At 36.8% G+C, this 16,206-nt stretch carries 13 protein-coding genes, 1 pseudogene and 1 riboswitch; of the genes and pseudogenes, 10 read left to right on the top strand and 4 right to left on the bottom strand.

What is annotated here, in order from left to right:
• The 5 genes and pseudogenes from Q0R51_RS07875 to scrK form a co-directional block, all read left to right on the top strand.
• Positions 1-345: pseudogene (locus Q0R51_RS07875) on the top strand (DNA-directed RNA polymerase subunit delta); the annotation flags it as partial.
• 126 nt (positions 346-471) lie between these two features.
• Positions 472-2,091, top strand: a complete 1,620-nt coding sequence (locus tag Q0R51_RS07870) for a CTP synthase (RefSeq protein ID WP_046325416.1) — start codon at positions 472-474, stop codon at positions 2,089-2,091.
• A 129-nt stretch (positions 2,092-2,220) separates the two neighbouring features.
• Positions 2,221-3,495, top strand: a complete 1,275-nt coding sequence (locus tag Q0R51_RS07865; RefSeq protein ID WP_294757888.1) for a UDP-N-acetylglucosamine 1-carboxyvinyltransferase — start codon at positions 2,221-2,223, stop codon at positions 3,493-3,495.
• Positions 3,496-3,655: 160 nt separating this feature from the next.
• Positions 3,656-4,282: a hypothetical protein gene (locus Q0R51_RS07860; protein WP_294757885.1), complete on the top strand. Its 627-nt coding sequence runs from the start codon at positions 3,656-3,658 to the stop codon at positions 4,280-4,282.
• 269 nt (positions 4,283-4,551) lie between these two features.
• Positions 4,552-5,424 (top strand): fructokinase ScrK, encoded by an 873-nt coding sequence (scrK, locus tag Q0R51_RS07855; RefSeq protein WP_198202762.1) that lies wholly within the window; start codon positions 4,552-4,554, stop codon positions 5,422-5,424.
• Positions 5,425-5,508: 84 nt separating this feature from the next.
• Here the strand turns inward: scrK and Q0R51_RS07850 are convergent, their stop codons facing one another.
• Complete coding sequence (locus Q0R51_RS07850; RefSeq protein ID WP_294757882.1) at positions 5,509-6,342, bottom strand: AraC family transcriptional regulator; 834 nt, start codon at positions 6,340-6,342, stop codon at positions 5,509-5,511.
• A 154-nt stretch (positions 6,343-6,496) separates the two neighbouring features.
• Between Q0R51_RS07850 and Q0R51_RS07845 the strand changes: the two genes are divergently transcribed.
• Together Q0R51_RS07845 and Q0R51_RS07840 are read left to right on the top strand one after the other, a co-directional pair.
• Complete coding sequence (locus Q0R51_RS07845) at positions 6,497-7,795, top strand: PTS sugar transporter subunit IIC (RefSeq protein ID WP_294757879.1); 1,299 nt, start codon at positions 6,497-6,499, stop codon at positions 7,793-7,795.
• Between the two features lie 23 nt (positions 7,796-7,818).
• On the top strand, positions 7,819-9,294 hold the full coding sequence (locus tag Q0R51_RS07840) for a glycoside hydrolase family 1 protein (protein WP_294757876.1): 1,476 nt from the start codon (positions 7,819-7,821) through the stop codon (positions 9,292-9,294).
• 62 nt (positions 9,295-9,356) lie between these two features.
• On the opposite strand, the gene Q0R51_RS07835 is transcribed toward Q0R51_RS07840, so the two are convergent.
• Positions 9,357-10,772, bottom strand: a complete 1,416-nt coding sequence (locus Q0R51_RS07835) for a C69 family dipeptidase (RefSeq protein ID WP_294757873.1) — start codon at positions 10,770-10,772, stop codon at positions 9,357-9,359.
• Between the two features lie 201 nt (positions 10,773-10,973).
• Here Q0R51_RS07835 and Q0R51_RS07830 point away from each other — a divergent pair, with 201 nt between their 5' ends.
• Together Q0R51_RS07830 and Q0R51_RS07825 are read left to right on the top strand one after the other, a co-directional pair.
• A complete protein-coding gene (locus tag Q0R51_RS07830; protein ID WP_294757870.1) occupies positions 10,974-11,174 on the top strand; it encodes a helix-turn-helix transcriptional regulator in 201 nt (66 codons plus the stop codon).
• A gap of 137 nt (positions 11,175-11,311) precedes the next feature.
• The gene (locus Q0R51_RS07825; protein ID WP_294757868.1) at positions 11,312-12,190 is read left to right on the top strand and encodes a phosphotransferase; all 879 of its coding nucleotides are present in this window, start codon (positions 11,312-11,314) and stop codon (positions 12,188-12,190) included.
• 78 nt (positions 12,191-12,268) lie between these two features.
• Here Q0R51_RS07825 and Q0R51_RS07820 read toward each other — a convergent pair whose 3' ends face one another.
• Together Q0R51_RS07820 and Q0R51_RS07815 are read right to left on the bottom strand one after the other, a co-directional pair.
• Positions 12,269-13,582 (bottom strand): nucleobase:cation symporter-2 family protein, encoded by a 1,314-nt coding sequence (locus Q0R51_RS07820; protein WP_294757867.1) that lies wholly within the window; start codon positions 13,580-13,582, stop codon positions 12,269-12,271.
• Positions 13,582-14,160 (bottom strand): xanthine phosphoribosyltransferase, encoded by a 579-nt coding sequence (locus Q0R51_RS07815; RefSeq protein ID WP_294757866.1) that lies wholly within the window; start codon positions 14,158-14,160, stop codon positions 13,582-13,584. The genes Q0R51_RS07820 and Q0R51_RS07815 overlap by 1 nt, the downstream gene beginning before the upstream one ends.
• Before the next feature lie 80 nt (positions 14,161-14,240).
• A riboswitch (purine riboswitch) is annotated at positions 14,241-14,338 on the bottom strand.
• A 188-nt stretch (positions 14,339-14,526) separates the two neighbouring features.
• Between Q0R51_RS07815 and guaA the strand changes: the two genes are divergently transcribed.
• On the top strand, positions 14,527-16,077 hold the full coding sequence (guaA, locus tag Q0R51_RS07810) for a glutamine-hydrolyzing GMP synthase (RefSeq protein WP_294757864.1): 1,551 nt from the start codon (positions 14,527-14,529) through the stop codon (positions 16,075-16,077).
• Positions 16,078-16,206 lie beyond the last annotated feature (129 nt).

Genomic DNA, 16,206 nt, shown 5'->3' with positions numbered 1-16,206 from the left:
ATGGGTGAAAATGTGTGGGCTCTTCGTTCATGGTTCCCATATGAATCTGTAGATGAAGAAGTTAACCATCCTGAAGATGAGGATGAAGAAGATACTCGGACTCACCATAAGAAAGTTAATGCCTTTTTGGCAAGTGCTACAGGTAGCGATGATATCATTGATTACGACAATGATGATCCAGAAGATGAAGACCTGGATGCCACTGCTGATGATGAGCCTGATGACTTTGATGATGACGATGATTATGTCAATACTGATGATGACGATGATGAAGACTTACCGGATGGTATTGAAGGTCAGTTATCAGAATTAAACGATGATGACGACGAAGATGACAATGAATAATTTTCTTGACTTTGCGTCCTAAAATAGATAGTATTTTATTTGGGCACGTTATGTGCGTTTAAGCTCCCGTGAGGGAGCTTTTTTATTTTTTGATTATTCTTATTTTTTGCAAAGGAGTTTGGGCTAATGACAAAATATATCTTCGTTACTGGCGGTGTTGTTTCTTCACTGGGTAAGGGAATTACCGCTTCTAGCTTAGGTCGATTATTAAAAAACCGCGGTTTAAAGGTGACAATGCAAAAGTTTGATCCCTACATTAACATTGACCCCGGAACAATGAATCCTTATCAACACGGGGAAGTGTTTGTCACTGATGATGGTACTGAGGCAGACCTTGATTTAGGACACTATGAAAGAATTGTTGACGTACGCACCAGCAAATATTCAAATGTTACTACCGGTAAAATTTATAAAGAAGTACTGGAAAAAGAGCGGCGTGGGGACTATCACGGTGCCACTGTCCAGGTCATCCCCCATATCACTGATATGATTAAGCAAAAAATTATGCGTGCAGGTCTTACTACTGATTCAGACGTTGTTATTTCAGAAATTGGCGGTACTGTTGGCGATATTGAATCTACTCCTTTTATGGAAGCTATCAGACAGATGCGCCGTGAAGTAGGTGAAGAAAATGTAATGTACATTCATTGTACGTTAGTACCTTATTTACATGCGGCACAAGAAATGAAAACTAAGCCTACCCAACATTCTGTCGCTGAACTGCGCAGTATTGGCATTCAGCCTAATATGCTGGTGTTACGTGCTGAAATGCCAATTGATCAGGAGCATAAGGATAAAATTTCCAATTTCACTGATGTGCCAGTTGATCGTATTATTGAATCAATTAATGCACCATCGCTTTTTGACTTGCCGTTAGCTTTCCAAAAACAGGGAATGGATCAAAAAGTCTGTGATTTTCTCCATATCAAGAGTCCTAAGGATGAAGCTGATATGGCTGAATGGCAAAGGCTTGATGAACGGGTTAAAAATTTACAACATACTACTACAATTACTCTTGTTGGTAAGTATGTTGAACTTGAGGATGCATACATTTCTGTTACTGATGCGCTAAAACATGCTGGTTACGCCTACAATACTGATGTCAAAATTAATAAGGTGCAGGCAGAAGATGTGACTGAAGATAATATTGCCGACTTTATGGAAGGTTCCGATGGTCTAATCGTTCCTGGTGGCTTTGGTTCACGCGGTTTTGAGGGAATGATTACAGCAATTAAGTATGCCCGTGAAAATGATATTCCGTTTTTAGGAGTTTGCTTGGGAATGCAAATGGCAACAGTCGAGTTTGCCCGTGATGTTTTGGGATATAAGGATGCTAATACCACCGAAGCAGATCCTAAGACTAAGCATAATGTAATTGACATTATGGCTGATAAGCGTGACGAAGAAAATATTGGCGGAACCTTGCGTTTAGGTCTTTACCCAGCAACCTTGAAGAAGGGAACAAAGACAGCTGCTGCGTATGATAATCAAGATGTCATTCAGGAGCGTCACCGTCACCGTTACGAGTTCAATAATGAATATCGTGAAGCATTTGAAAAAGCAGGAATGACTTTTGCTGGAGTATCACCAGATAACCACTTAGTTGAAATTATTGAATTAACTAAGAACAAATTCTTCATTGCTGCACAATATCACCCTGAATTTTTGAGTAGACCGCAAAGGCCGGAAGGATTGTATAAAGCATTTATAGGTGCTGCATGTGGTCTTCCTGAAGAAAAGCTTTAATTGGCAAAGTTGAATAATACAAAAACCAGATTTTTGGGTGAGGGAAGGCAAAGGTCTTCTCTTGTTTTTTCTGTTAAATTCCTATAACATTATTATGACTAAACGAAATAGAAAAGGATTTTTTCGCCAATGAAGCAAATGATAATTCATGGTGGAAAGCCCCTGCAGGGTGATGTCTGGATTGGTGGTGCCAAAAACTCGACTGTTGCATTGATTCCAGCATCAATTTTGTCGCGTACACCAGTAACTTTGGAAGGCGTTCCAAGGATTGCAGATGTTGACAACTTAATGGATCTGTTCAGTGAAATGAATGTCGCAAGTGATTTTCAAAATACGACATTGCGTATCAATCCAGAACACATTAAGATGAGCCCATTGCCAAGTGGTAAAATCAAGAGTTTGCGTGCATCTTATTATTTTATGGGTGCCCTTCTTGGTCGTTTTGGTAAGGCTGTTGTGGGCTTCCCTGGTGGAGATGATATTGGTCCCCGCCCCATTGACCAACATATTAAGGGATTTGAAGCCTTAGGCGCATGTGTAAAAAATGAGAATGATCAAATAAAAATTACTTCCCCTGCAGAAGGGCTCCATGGTGCTACTATTCATTTAGCAATGCCTTCTGTAGGCGCAACAATGAATATAATTATGGCATCAGTAACCGCTAAGGGACAAACTATTATTGATAATGCTGCTAAAGAACCTGAAATAATTGACTTGGCTACGTTTTTAAATAATATGGGAGCAATTATCAGGGGTGCCGGAACGGATTCGATTAGGATTGAAGGAGTTAAGCAGCTGCAAGCTAAGACCCCCCACACTATAATTCCTGATCGAATTGAAGCGGGCACTTATATTTCCCTTGCCGGTTGCATTGGCAATGGCATCTGCATTCATAATATTATTGAGGAGCACCTTGATTCCTATTTAGCCAAGGTAGAAGAAATGGGTGTAGTAATTGATGCAACTGAAGATTCCCTTTATGTTTATCCTGCTGGCGATTTAAAAATGACACAAATTCGCACGTCTTCTTATCCAGGATTTGCGACAGATTTGCAGCAGCCGGTGACTCCGCTTCTGCTTTCTGCCAAGTCCGGTGAAGGTGTGATTATTGACCAGATTTATCCTAAAAGAATCGGTCACATTGAGCAGTTGCGTAAAATGGGTGCGGACATCAAAGTGGAAGATAATATTATTTTGATTCATCCAACTGCTAAACTTCATGGTACGAAGGTTTCAGCTGGTGAAATTCGTGCAGGAGCCTGCTTAATGATAGCTGGTTTGATGGCAGATGGCGAGACTGTAATTGACAATGCTGATAATATTCTCCGTGGTTATGATCGCGTGCAAGAAAAACTCCGGCTACTTGGTGCGGATGTAAAAATCCAGGATGCACCTAATGAATAATTTAATAGTAACTGAATAATAGTTGAGTGGGCTAATCATAATGATTAGCCTTTTTGTTTATATTTTAAAATTATAAAAAGTACTTTATTGTTTCTTTTGTAATAAGAACGTAATATAATTACATTATTATTACTAAAAGATGAAATAATGAGGTATAAAAATGAAAAAGGACTTTCATAAATTTTCTAAAACTGTCATAGCTGCGGCTTTGCTAAGCGTTCCTGTCGGAGCAGTTTTTTCTGTAAACAATGTTAATGCAAAAACTGTTACAAGCACAGAAAAACTCTTTCACTATTCTCAAAAGACTTTGTCCAAAAAATTTGCTAAGGCCGGTTATGTTTTTAAACTAACTGATGCCACAAAGGGAGCCTTATATAAGTCTACTGGTAAACCCTATAGTACTAAAGTCATTAAAAAGATTGTCAAGAACAATACACTTTTTAAAGTTAAAAAAGTTTGGTCAATTCATAATGGCATGTTTGTTGATTTAGTTTCAAAAGATGGTAAATATAAGGGTTATACTACATATCTAACTGGTATATATAACAAAAATACAGAAGATGAAAAGCTGAAACCTTTGGTGCAAGCAGAGCTGGATGTTACGACAGCTAGAGATAATAATAAGCCAACTGCAGAACTATTAGCTAAAGCTGAAACGTTGGCCAATGAATTGACAGGATACGAAAAGAAAATCGCACTGACATCTATCAAAGAGCTAAAAGAATTCGTTAAGTATGGGACTATGGGAGAAATACCAGTGCTATTAATTGGAAAGTATCCTGATTAATTAAAGGAATAGATCAAGTATAGAATTATGTGGTAATACAGCTACTACTGATTGAAAATTGTTCAAAGACTTAATATAGATAAGATAAATAATATAGTTTAAGTAAAATATAAAGCCTGAAGTATGATTGCTTCGGGCTTTTTTGTTAAATAATTGTTTGTATGGTTTGCAGGAAGACGCACTTTTTATTTGAGAAAAAAATTTTTTATTCTGATTGAGAGTTATAATAAAAAAGTAACTAAAATGAAAGGTCAATTAAGGAGTTATAAATGCTATTAGGTTCAATAGAAGCTGGCGGTACCAAGTTTGTTTGTGCAGTCGGCAATGAAAATTATCAAATTAAAGATCAAACAACTTTTCCCACCACGACACCAGAAGAAACCTTGCAGAAAACAGTGGATTACTTTAAGCAATTTGCCGTTGATGCCATTGGAATTGCATCTTTTGGACCGATTGAGGTGCGGAAAACAGCACCTAATTATGGCTTTATCACTGATACACCCAAAAAGGGATGGAACAATACTGACTTTGTCGGATTTTTGACTAAAACAATTAAAGTCCCAGTTTTCTTTACTACTGATGTTAATGGTTCGGCTTTTGGGGAATACGTGATGTCACAGTTATCAAACGAAGATGTTGACTCTCTTGTTTACTATACAATTGGTACTGGAGTAGGTGGCGGAGCTATTATTAATGGTAAGTTGGTAGGCTCTTTAGGCCACCCTGAAATGGGTCACGTAAAAGTTAAACGTCATCCAGATGACTTGGATTTTGCAGGAATTTGTCCTTTTCATAAAGATTGCCTGGAAGGTTTAGTTTCAGGTCCTACTTTTGAAGCTCGCCTTAATAAAGCCGGAAAAGATGTGCCGCTTTCAGATCCTGTTTGGGATATTATGAGTTACTACGTAGCTCAGGCTGCCTTGCAAGTCACCTTAATTTTACGACCTGACAAAATTGTTTTTGGCGGCGGTGTTACTAGTGAAAAGTTTCTAGAAAAAGTGCGGCGTGATTTTGCGACATTATTGAATAATTATGTCCACGTGCCACCATTGGAGCAATACATCACTATGCCGGAAATCAGTAATAATGGTTCTGCCACAGTCGGTGATTTTGCTTTGGCAAAACGGTTATTGAGAGAATAATTTATTTTAGTAATTTTACAAAAATAGCAAAACCTGAAATTAAAAAAATTAATTTCAGGTTTTTATTATGAAGCATATTTTTACTCAGTGGATTTCTTGCCTGTACTTTTTTGGATTATAACCGTATTGTTTTTTAAAATAAGAACTAAAAGATCTAGAATTTGAAAAACCATTTTTAAAGGCAATTTTATTGATTGATAAGTCTGTCATTGTTAAGTCAAAGTATGCATGTTTTAAACGCACCTTAGTTAAATACTCTGAAAAAGAAACACCTGAATGCTTTTTAAAAAATTTAGAGAAGTACGTGCTAGAGTAGGAAAATAATTTGGCAGTTTCCGCTAATGTTATTGGATAATGATAATTTTCTTCGATATAAATCATAATTTTTGATAAAGTTTCTTCGTATTTTTGTGAGGTATTAATCATCTGTGTATCAAAATCTCCTACTTTAAATTCTGTCAACAGTAAAAAAATGATGTCATTAATACAAGCTTTTATCCTAAAACTAAGCTCTAGCCCTTGATTTCTTTCTTGAATAATATTTAATTCTTCCATATAATTTCTTAATTTTATTAAGGAAATATAATTTTTATCGGATAGTTTTGTGTCAAACTCATAAGTACTAAAAATATCTTTATATTCACATAAACACTCTTTTTCAATGGTTAGTCGTAATAATTGAAATGGCACTTTTGATTGTATTGAATGACTTTTAACACTATTTATAAAAAGTATTCTATTTTTTGTCAAATTATGATTTTTAGAACCAATTTTAACTGTTGCATTGCCTGAATAGCAAAGTAATAGTTCAAAAGAATTATGCCACCGACTTGATTGTGAAAAATTATTACTTTTATTTGAAATAATATTAGTCGAATATAATTGCTTAACCTTATAGTTCATCGGCATATAACTCATTTTTGTTTTCCTTACTTAATTATGTTGTAGCAAAAGTTTGCACAAAAGAAACTAATTATTTTGTTTTTGGTAGCGCTTTATTTTAATAAACTAAATTTAGATTAAGTGCTTAATTATTTTTTGTCAAAACAATTTTTTAGAAAGGAAAAATAGAATGAACGAAAACAAAGCGACTTTAACTGACAGATTTACTGCTTTGGCAGCTAAAATTGCTAATATTACTTACCTTAAGATTTTAAGGGATGCTTTTCAAGTTATTATGCCAATGTTTATCTTAGCTGGTATTGGTACATTATTAAATAGTGTAATTTTTCCAGCTTTAACGAATGGCAGTCTGTTAGCAAAATTGCAAGTATTTGGAACTTTAATTAGTAATGCAACATTAAATATTTCAGCAATGCTCGTTGCGCCGATGATTTCATATTATTTAGCAAAGGCTAGAAAATTTGATTCCCCAATGTCTGCAGTGATAGTTACAATTGGTAGTTTGTTTGCCATTATGCCAATAATTAATCAGGCTACGATAAAAGGCACCGATAAAGTGACAGAAGTTATTGGAGTAGTAACTTTTGACAAAATTGGTACTAACGGTATGTTTGCTGGCATTATTATTGGCTTTGTGGCGACAGAAATTTTTATTAAATTGTCAAAATTAAAGGCTTTAAAAATTAATTTAGGGCAAGGAATTCCTCCTGCTGTTGCTACTAGTTTTGAATTAATGATACCAATTTTCATAACCATTTTAATTATCTGTTTAGTATCAACTCTCTTAGTTGATTTATGGAATACAAGTGTAATTGATTTTATTACAATGGCTATTCAAAAACCTTTAACTAAAGTTGGTAATAGCTTTATTGGTTTTACATTTTTATTTGCGCTTGCGAATTTTGTGTTTTCAATTGGTATTCACCCTTCAACCATTACAAGTTCAATTATGAAAGCTCCCCTTATGGTTGCTATGAATGAGAATATGACTGCAGCAGCTGCTGGTCGTCAAGCTCCTAACATAATTAATTATTCATTTAGACTTGTTTTTGGTCAAATGGGAGGTACGGGTGCTACACTTGGTCTTTTAATCGCTATTTTATTATTTACAAAATATAAGCCGTTTAAACAGGTATCAAAATTAGCTCTTGCTCCTGCAATCTTTAATATTAATGAACCAATTGTATTCGGACTTCCAGTAGTATTTAATGTTTCCTTGATGATTCCTTTTGTCTTGGGGCCAATTATTGGAACAACAATAGGTTACGTAATGACAGCTATAGGTTTTATTAAGCCACTAACAGTATTAGTCCCATGGACTATTCCTCCATTCATTAATGGCTTTTTAGCCAGTGGAGGAGATTGGAAAGTAGTTTTAGTGCAAATTATCATAGTAGCAGTTCACGTTATATTATATCTGCCATTTTTGAAAGTATCAGAAAAGATAGCAAAACAACAAGTTGACTAAATATTTATAGTTTGAGGAACATCATGAATAGTAAAATTTTTCCAGAAAATTTTTTATGGGGTGGAGCAGTTGCCGCTAATCAGATAGAAGGTGCCTGGCATGAAGACGGCAAGCTACCAAGTGTAATTGATACAGTCGTTGGCCTTCACTCCCGAAAACCAAGTATCAAATGGAATCAAAATAAGAAAATATGGGAACTTAATCTAGATCCTACAAAAACTTATTTGACCCATGAAGCGATCGATTTTTACCATCATTTTGACGAAGATTTAGAGCTAATGCATGAGCTTGGCTTGAAAGCTTTTCGAACAAGTATTGCTTGGTCTAGAATTTATCCAAAGGGTGATGAGGATAAACCAAATGACAAAGGATTAGAGTTTTATGATCAGCTTATTGATACCATTATTAGTAAAGGAATGGAACCAATAATAACGTTGAGTCATTATGAAACTCCATTTAATTTGGTAGCTAAATACGGCGGTTGGACTAACCGTAAAATGATCGATTTTTTTATTAAGTATTGTCAAACTGTTTTTCAGCGATATAAAGGCAAAGTTCACTATTGGATGACTTTTAATGAAATTAACAATTTGATGAAATATCCTTATGTAGCGGGTGGTATATTACCGATACCACCTAAAAATCTAGATGATCCTCTATCTGATATAAGTTTAAAAGATTGTTTTCAAGCTAGTCATAACATGTTTGTGGCTAATGCACGAGCTATTCAGATTTTAAGAAAGATTGACAGCAAAGCAAAGATGGGACTAATGTGTAGCTTTTCTCAGCTTGCACTATATCCTAATACCCCAAATCCCAAAAATGTTTTTGGTGCTTATCTTTTTACCAGAAAATCATTTTTCTTTAGTGATGTAATGTGCCGGGGACATTATCCTATGTATATTATTCGTTATTGGAAAGAAAATAATTTAGCTCCAGAAATTGAGCAAGGAGATTTAGAACTAATTCAGAATTTTACATGTGACTATATCGGATTTAGCTATTATAAAAGTAGTGTCTTTGATGTAGATAAAAAAATGAAAGTAGATACTGGAGGGCCTATTGGTATTGAAAATCCCTTTTTAAAGGTGAAAGCACCACAACCTTGGAACTGGCCGATTGATCCTGAAGGGTTACGTTATGTTTTAAACATATTAACCGACCGTTACGAATTACCCCTTTTTATTGTAGAAAATGGTCTAGGTATGGATGAACATCCAGATAAGAAAGGTTGCATTTATGATAAAGAACGATGTGACTATCTTAAGATGCATATTGAGCAAATTGCTAAGGCAATTCAAGATGGTTGCAATGTAATTGGTTACTTATGGTGGGGGCCTATTGACATTGTTTCAGCTGGTACAGGAGAAATGAAAAAACGCTATGGTTTTGTTTACGTTGATAGAAACAATGATGGTAGTGGTACTTTAAGAAGAATCAAAAAATTTAGTTTTAGCTATTACAAACAAATCATTGAATCGAATGGGACAGATCTTTGAGCAAATTGTTACAAACAAAAACGGCAGAGCTGATACTCTACCGTTTTTTGTATTTCAGAATTTTAATCTAACAAGTCAAACTTAAGTGTTGCCAGGTTATGGCCTTCATTGACCATGTTACCCAGCAGCTCAATGGTGTTGTCGTAAACTTGATCAGCCATCTTTTGGTTGGCTGCGGTTAACAGATCTTCAGCTTCTTTGCCTGAAAGACCAGCTGCTTTTTTATCAGTTTCGTGTTGAATGAAGTGACATTGGGCTAATGACTTTTGCTCAAAGTCATTTTCTAGTTCACCGTATACTTTAAAGTTAGTATCACCCAATTGTGCTGTTAATTTGTTCAACCAGAAAATCTTGTTCAAATCAAATTTAGGACCAGTTTGGAAGCTAGCTGGCGTGTCATTAACGTTGGTATAGAATGGGACGAAGCTGTTAAAAGTATTTGGACCAAAGCAAAGCCATTGCACGCCAGCAATTTCTTCAGGGACATCATTTCTAACTTGGAGAATATGAGTTTCGAAGTTGCGGTTAAGTGCAATTGGACGGTAAGTTTTCTTTTGTTCAGGAGTACCCTGATCGCCATAAGGATCAAATGGCGTATCTTGATAGTGAGAGCTCTCGATAAAACAAATATCCTCAATACTAATCTTTCGGTTTGCGTGGCAAATGAATGGTTGATCTTGATCACTTGGCTTGCCACCGAATTCTGGATCAAAGTAATTGTGAACAAACCAGGCACGTGGATTGTTGTAATGAGCATCTTTAATAGTTGAGCTACCAAAGATGTGCCGCATGTTGTAACCTTCACGGTCAGGATTTAAGTGGTATACCTTAATCAAGTCTTCTAAGGTGTCATCAGCTAAGAAGCCATCTTTACCAAAGTGGAATTCGTCGATATTCAAACGGTTAGGAGCAACAACGTAGGCGTCATCAGGAATACGGCGTGCAATCCAGTGGTGGCCACCAATAGTTTCCAGGTACCAAACTTCATCATGATCGGCAAAAGCCATACCATTCATTTCATAAGTACCATATTTTTCCAGCAAATAACCAATGCGCTTAACGCCATCAAGAGCACTGTGGATATAAGGCAATGTTAAAGTAACAAAGTCTTCTTCTCCTAGGCCGCCCTGGGCAAGAAGCGGGTCGATCCCTTGTATACGTGCATTTGTGGTAATAGTTTCGGTAGCAGTCATTGCTACGTTTTCTGAGTTAATTCCGGCTGCACCCCAGATGCCGCTTTCGCCAGAGACATCAGGTGCACTGGTATAACGCAAAGGCTTTTCCGCTAAGTCTTCATCATCAATCTTTTGGTGACTAATGACACTTTCATAATGCTTAGGTTGTTTTTCCGGTGTAATAAGTTCAAAACCTTCAGGAATTATTTCACGGCCACCGTCTTCACTTCTGGCAATCATTGCTGAACCATCAATGGTGGCATTTTTACCGACAAGAATAGTCGTACATTCTGCTTTTTTCATCTTATCTGTCCTTTCAAATTACTTAATCTATATTGTATTAAAAAAGGCGGGCTGTTTGCAAAAAAATGAGTAAACTTAAACCTAAATTATTATTACTTTTACGAAGTTGGAATTTTAACTAAATTCTGATTTATGATTGGCACAAAATGTAAAAGATGCTTTACTAAAAAAGTCAAATAAGTTTGACAGGAGAGTGAATTAGTGAAAAATAGAATTGCTCAATTGCGTAAAAAGCAAAGGTACTCACAGGCTCAATTCGCCGCAGCCGCTCATGTTACTCGGCAAACAAGCAACGCCATTGAAAATGATAAGTATGACCCATCATTAGGATTAGCTTTTCATTTGGCGCAGATATTAAGGGTAACGGTTGACGAATTATTCTTATATGAAGGCGAGAATTAAAATGATTAATACTAAGAAAAACATAATTTATGGTGCGTTTTCATACTGCTACCTTGATTAGCAAAAAACCGGTAAATTATTTTTGTGCTATATCGCTGTGACATTGCCCGCATTGGTGAAATGAAAGAACTAGACTAATGACTATAGAAAAAATTTTAGAAGAAAAACTGCAAGCTGACTTAACAAAGATTACGCACGAGTCACAGAATAGCACTTTTGTTGGTATTAGTGCAAAATTTGAGCAAAAAATTTTTGTCAAAGTCTTTGCACAAGCAGGAAAATTTTTAACTGAAAAAACTGTTAACGAGCAACTAAACACTCGGGTATTAGACTCTTTTGTTGTCAAACAAACGCAACAATTTGTTTTGGTCATGAAAGATTTGGCGCCTTCTGATATTAAAGAAGAAATTACTCCTGATATAGCATTTAACTTGGGCATAGAATTGTCTGACTTCCATCAAAAAGTCAAACCTTTTTCTGGCATATACCTAAATAATCAACTATTCAATACGGCAAAACGCGACATTGATAACTTAAATAAACCCGAAATCAAAAATAAGCTGCTGAAATTGCTGGCACAGTTTACAGCCGAAAGAGCAGATATTGAAAAAGATTTAGCAGTTCATGCAAATACTGTTTTACACGGGGATGTCGGCTTGCGCAATTATAAAATCGTTGCTGATCATCTTAGTTTAATTGATTTTGAACGAGCGCGCATGGGAGTAAATTATCAAGACTTCATTAAGCTTTTTTACCAGGACTTTGGTTTAAATAAAGAATTGATCGTTTCTTTTGTCAAAGGATATGAAAAGTGTGGTCAGAAAGTTGCAGTTGCTCCAATGACACAGGTTTTTCTCATTTTTATCACTGCTATTGGAATTATGAAGTATACAGAAAAGATTGTGGATAAGCCATTTGAGAAAATCGGAAAACAAATGCTTGCAACTTGCACTTCATTTCTGAATACAGGGAGTTCGGAGGAGAAATTAACCAACATGAATGCTATTATTCTCTAAAAATAAAAAAGCATCTTCTTGCCTGAAGATACTTTTTTGGGGTAAATAGAATTGTCTCAAGGGTAAAGACAATTTCATTTACGTGATATTTGCAGTTTGAGTATTTTGTTTTGTTTTTCTATCACCTCCTTTAAGTAAAAAGTTTAGAATTGTTGCGGATAAGCTAGTAATGACGATGCCGTTGCTTAAAAATAATTGCACAGTAGCCGGTAGATTTTTGAAAAATTGGGGATAAATAGTAACACCGAGTCCCAGTCCAATTGAGATAGCAATAATTAAGACATTGTTATTGTCGCTAAGATCAACTTTGGCCAGTGTTTTGATACCTTGAACTGCAATCATAGTGAACATTACGAGCATTGCACCGCCCAACACTGGGGTAGGGATGATAGTTACCATTGCGCCAATTTTAGGTAACAAACCCATAGCCATTAGTAGACCACCGGCCCAGTAAATCGGACGTTTGGTTTTAATACCTGATAATTGTAAAAGACCGACATTCTGCGAAAAAGTGGTATAAGGAAAGGCATTGAATAAACCACCAAAAATCTGGGCGATGCCTTCTGCGCGGTAACCTTTTTTCAAATCTTCTTCAGTGACGTCATGGTGTAAAAGGTCACCGATGGCGAAGAATACTCCAGTTGATTCGACCATCGAGACTAAAGCTATGATGATCATTGTTAGACTAGAAGACCATTCAAATTTCGGCACTCCGAAATAGAAAAGTTGGGGTAAGTGGAACCAAGATGCTTCCATTACGGGAGTGAATGAAACAAGTCCCATGCAAGCGGCAATAACAGTTCCGGCAACAAGACCGATTAAAACTGAAATTGATCTGATGAATCCTCTAGTCCAAATTTCTAATGCCAAGATGATAAACATCGTGCAAAAGGCTAAGAACAGGTTTTGACCACTGCCAAAACTTTTAGCAGCTGAATTGCCACCACCCATGTTTTGAATTGCGACCGGAACAAGGGTTAATCCAATAGTAGTAATTAACGTGCCTGTTACCACAGGAGGAAAGAACTTTTTGATTTTGGCAAAAACACCCGAGATTAAAACTACGAAAATACCGGCAACTATAATGGCACCATACATGTCGTTAATTGAGAATTTCTGCCCAATCATTTGCAAGGGGGCAACCGCCTGAATGGCACAACCTAAAATAACTGGAAAGCCAATACCAAAGTACTTGTTACGCATTAATTGTAATAGCGTAGCTAAGCCGCACATGAAAATATCAATTGAAACAAGGTAAGTCATTTGTGCAGGAGAAAATTTTAACGCATTACCAATTAATAGAGGTACCGCAACAGCACCGGAATACATTGCTAACAGGTGCTGCAAACCTAAAACAGCTGCTTTTTGCTGACTAACTTCTTTTTCTTCCATTAGTTTTCTCCCACAAAATGTACTTGATTGTTAGCTAAACTAGCGATTTCTGCCAATGCTTCAAGGCGATAGCCGTGTTCTTTAAGCCAGTCGCTACCGCCTTGGAAAGTTTTGGCGACTACGATACCAACACCAGCTACCTCAGCACCAGCCTGGTTAGCAATATTAATCATGCCTTTAACTGCTTCACCGTTTGCCAGGAAGTCATCAATAATTAGCAGGTGATCCTCTTGGTCCAAAAATTTTTGTTCAACACAAATTTGATTAGTGACTTTCTTGGTGTAAGAATAAACATCTGCCCAATAAACCGCGTCATTAAGTGTAGCGGGCTTTTTCTTGCGGGCGAACACCATTGGCACATGTAATTCATAGGCTGCCATTACTCCAGGGGCAATTCCGGAAGCTTCACAGGTCAACACCTTTGTGACACCACTATCCTTAAATAGCCGACTAAATTCTTCTCCGACTTTCTTCATTAGTTCGGGATCTACCTGATGATTTAAAAACGAGTTGATTTTTAAAACGTTACCGGGTAGAACTTCTCCGTCACTGCGAATCCGGTCTTCTAATAACTTCACTTTTTCCTCCTTCAAGACAAAAAGGGCTTTTCCTACCAAAACTATGGTAAAAAAAGCCCTTTAAACCAGTATTTTAACTACTTTAAATGCATATTATCCATAGTTCAGAATTTACGGTTCTGAGTAGAAACTGCCGACCACATTACGACAATATATAGATTTTTATTTTGCTATTGCAAGCATTGTAACAGAGTCGCATAATATGTGCAAGATTAATTTTAAATGAAATTGCGAATTATATTCAGTAAATTGGCATAAATAATTCGTAAAATCTCTCATTAGAGCTAAAAAATTATTGACCACTGCTGCATTTCTTAGTAAAGTTGATATAGTATGAATTTAGTGAGTAAAGGAGCTTGGATGTCGGTGAAAAAGAATATTAGTGATTTTGATGAAATTATTGTGCTGGATTTTGGTAGTCAATATAATCAACTAATCACACGCAGGTTGCGGGACTTTGGGATTTATTCCGAGTTGTTGCCCCATGATATTAGTATGGACCAAATAAGAAAGATTAATCCCAAAGGGATTATTTTTTCCGGGGGTCCTAACAGTATTTACGACCAAAATGCTTTGAAAGTAGATCCCGCAATTTTTAAATTGGGCATTCCTATCTTAGGTATTTGTTACGGAATGCAACTGATGACTTCTTATTTAAACGGGAAGGTCGAAAAAGCAGCTAATTCTGAATACGGTCGTGCCGACATCGAAGTTGAAGATACCAACTCCGTTTTATTTGTCGGTTTGCCCAAAGATGAATATGTCTGGATGAGTCACGGTGATTTGGTCACAGGTGCACCCGCTGGCTTTGAAACGGTCGCTTCAAGTAAGAATTGCCCGATTGCCGCTATCGCTAACGATCAAGCCAAAATGTATGGTATTCAATTCCACGCGGAAGTGCGCAATACGCAGTATGGTCTTGATATTTTGCGTAATTTTGCCTTTAAAGTTTGCGGTGCTAAGGCCGATTGGTCAATGTCCGATTTTATTGATTTGCAAATTGCTGAAATTAGAAAAATTGTGGGGGATAAGAAAGTAATTCTGGGACTATCTGGTGGGGTAGATTCTAGCGTTACCGCTACCCTTTTACACAAAGCGATTGGCAACCAGTTGACAGCAATTTTTGTGGATCACGGCATGTTACGCAAAAATGAAGGCGATGAAGTAATGGCAGCCTTGAACCGTGATTTAGGCGTTAACATTATTCGAGTAAACGCTCAAGAGCGCTTTTTAAATAAACTCAAAGGTGTCACCGATCCCGAGCAAAAGCGTAAAATCATTGGTAAAGAGTTTATTGAGGTGTTTGCGGACGAGGCCAAGAAAATTAAGGATGTGGACTTTTTAGCCCAAGGCACTCTGTACACCGATGTGATTGAGAGTGGCACGAATACTGCCCAGACAATTAAGTCACACCATAACGTTGGTGGGTTACCTAAAGATCTGCATTTTAAATTAATTGAACCTTTGCGCAAGTTATTTAAGGATGAAGTGCGTGAACTGGGTGAAAAATTAGGTATTCCGCATGATTTGGTTTGGCGTCAGCCATTCCCGGGACCCGGTCTGGGCATTCGCGTTCTCGGCGAAGTAACTGAGGACAAACTCAAGCTTGTGCGTGATAGTGACGCAATTTTGCGGGATGAAATTAAAAAAGCCGGTTTACAGGAAAAAGTATGGCAATACTTCACCGTTTTACCTGGTATCAAATCCGTTGGCGTGATGGGTGACGGTCGCACTTACGACTATACCATTGGTATTCGTGCCGTTACCTCAATTGATGGGATGACTGCTGATTTTGCTCGCTTGCCATGGGATGTTTTGCAAAAAATTTCAACTCGTATTGTTGATGAAGTGCCAAACATTAACCGTGTAGTCTATGATGTCACCAGCAAGCCACCATCAACGATTGAGTGGGAATAAAAGGGATAATTTAGCTCTGCTAGCTATTAGGCTTTCAGAGCTTTTTATTTTCATTCGCAATTTTTATGAGCGAACATGTTTAATATTTTTATTTTATAAAAATGAGTTAGAAATAGTTTCTTTAGTTGT

Origin of the sequence: uncultured Lactobacillus sp. (genome assembly GCF_946477725.1) — a bacterium.
In the GTDB taxonomy this organism is placed as follows: Bacteria; Bacillota; Bacilli; order Lactobacillales; family Lactobacillaceae; genus Lactobacillus.
Note: the sequence above shows the minus strand (reverse complement) of the source record. Positions and strands in the feature narration are given on the sequence as shown.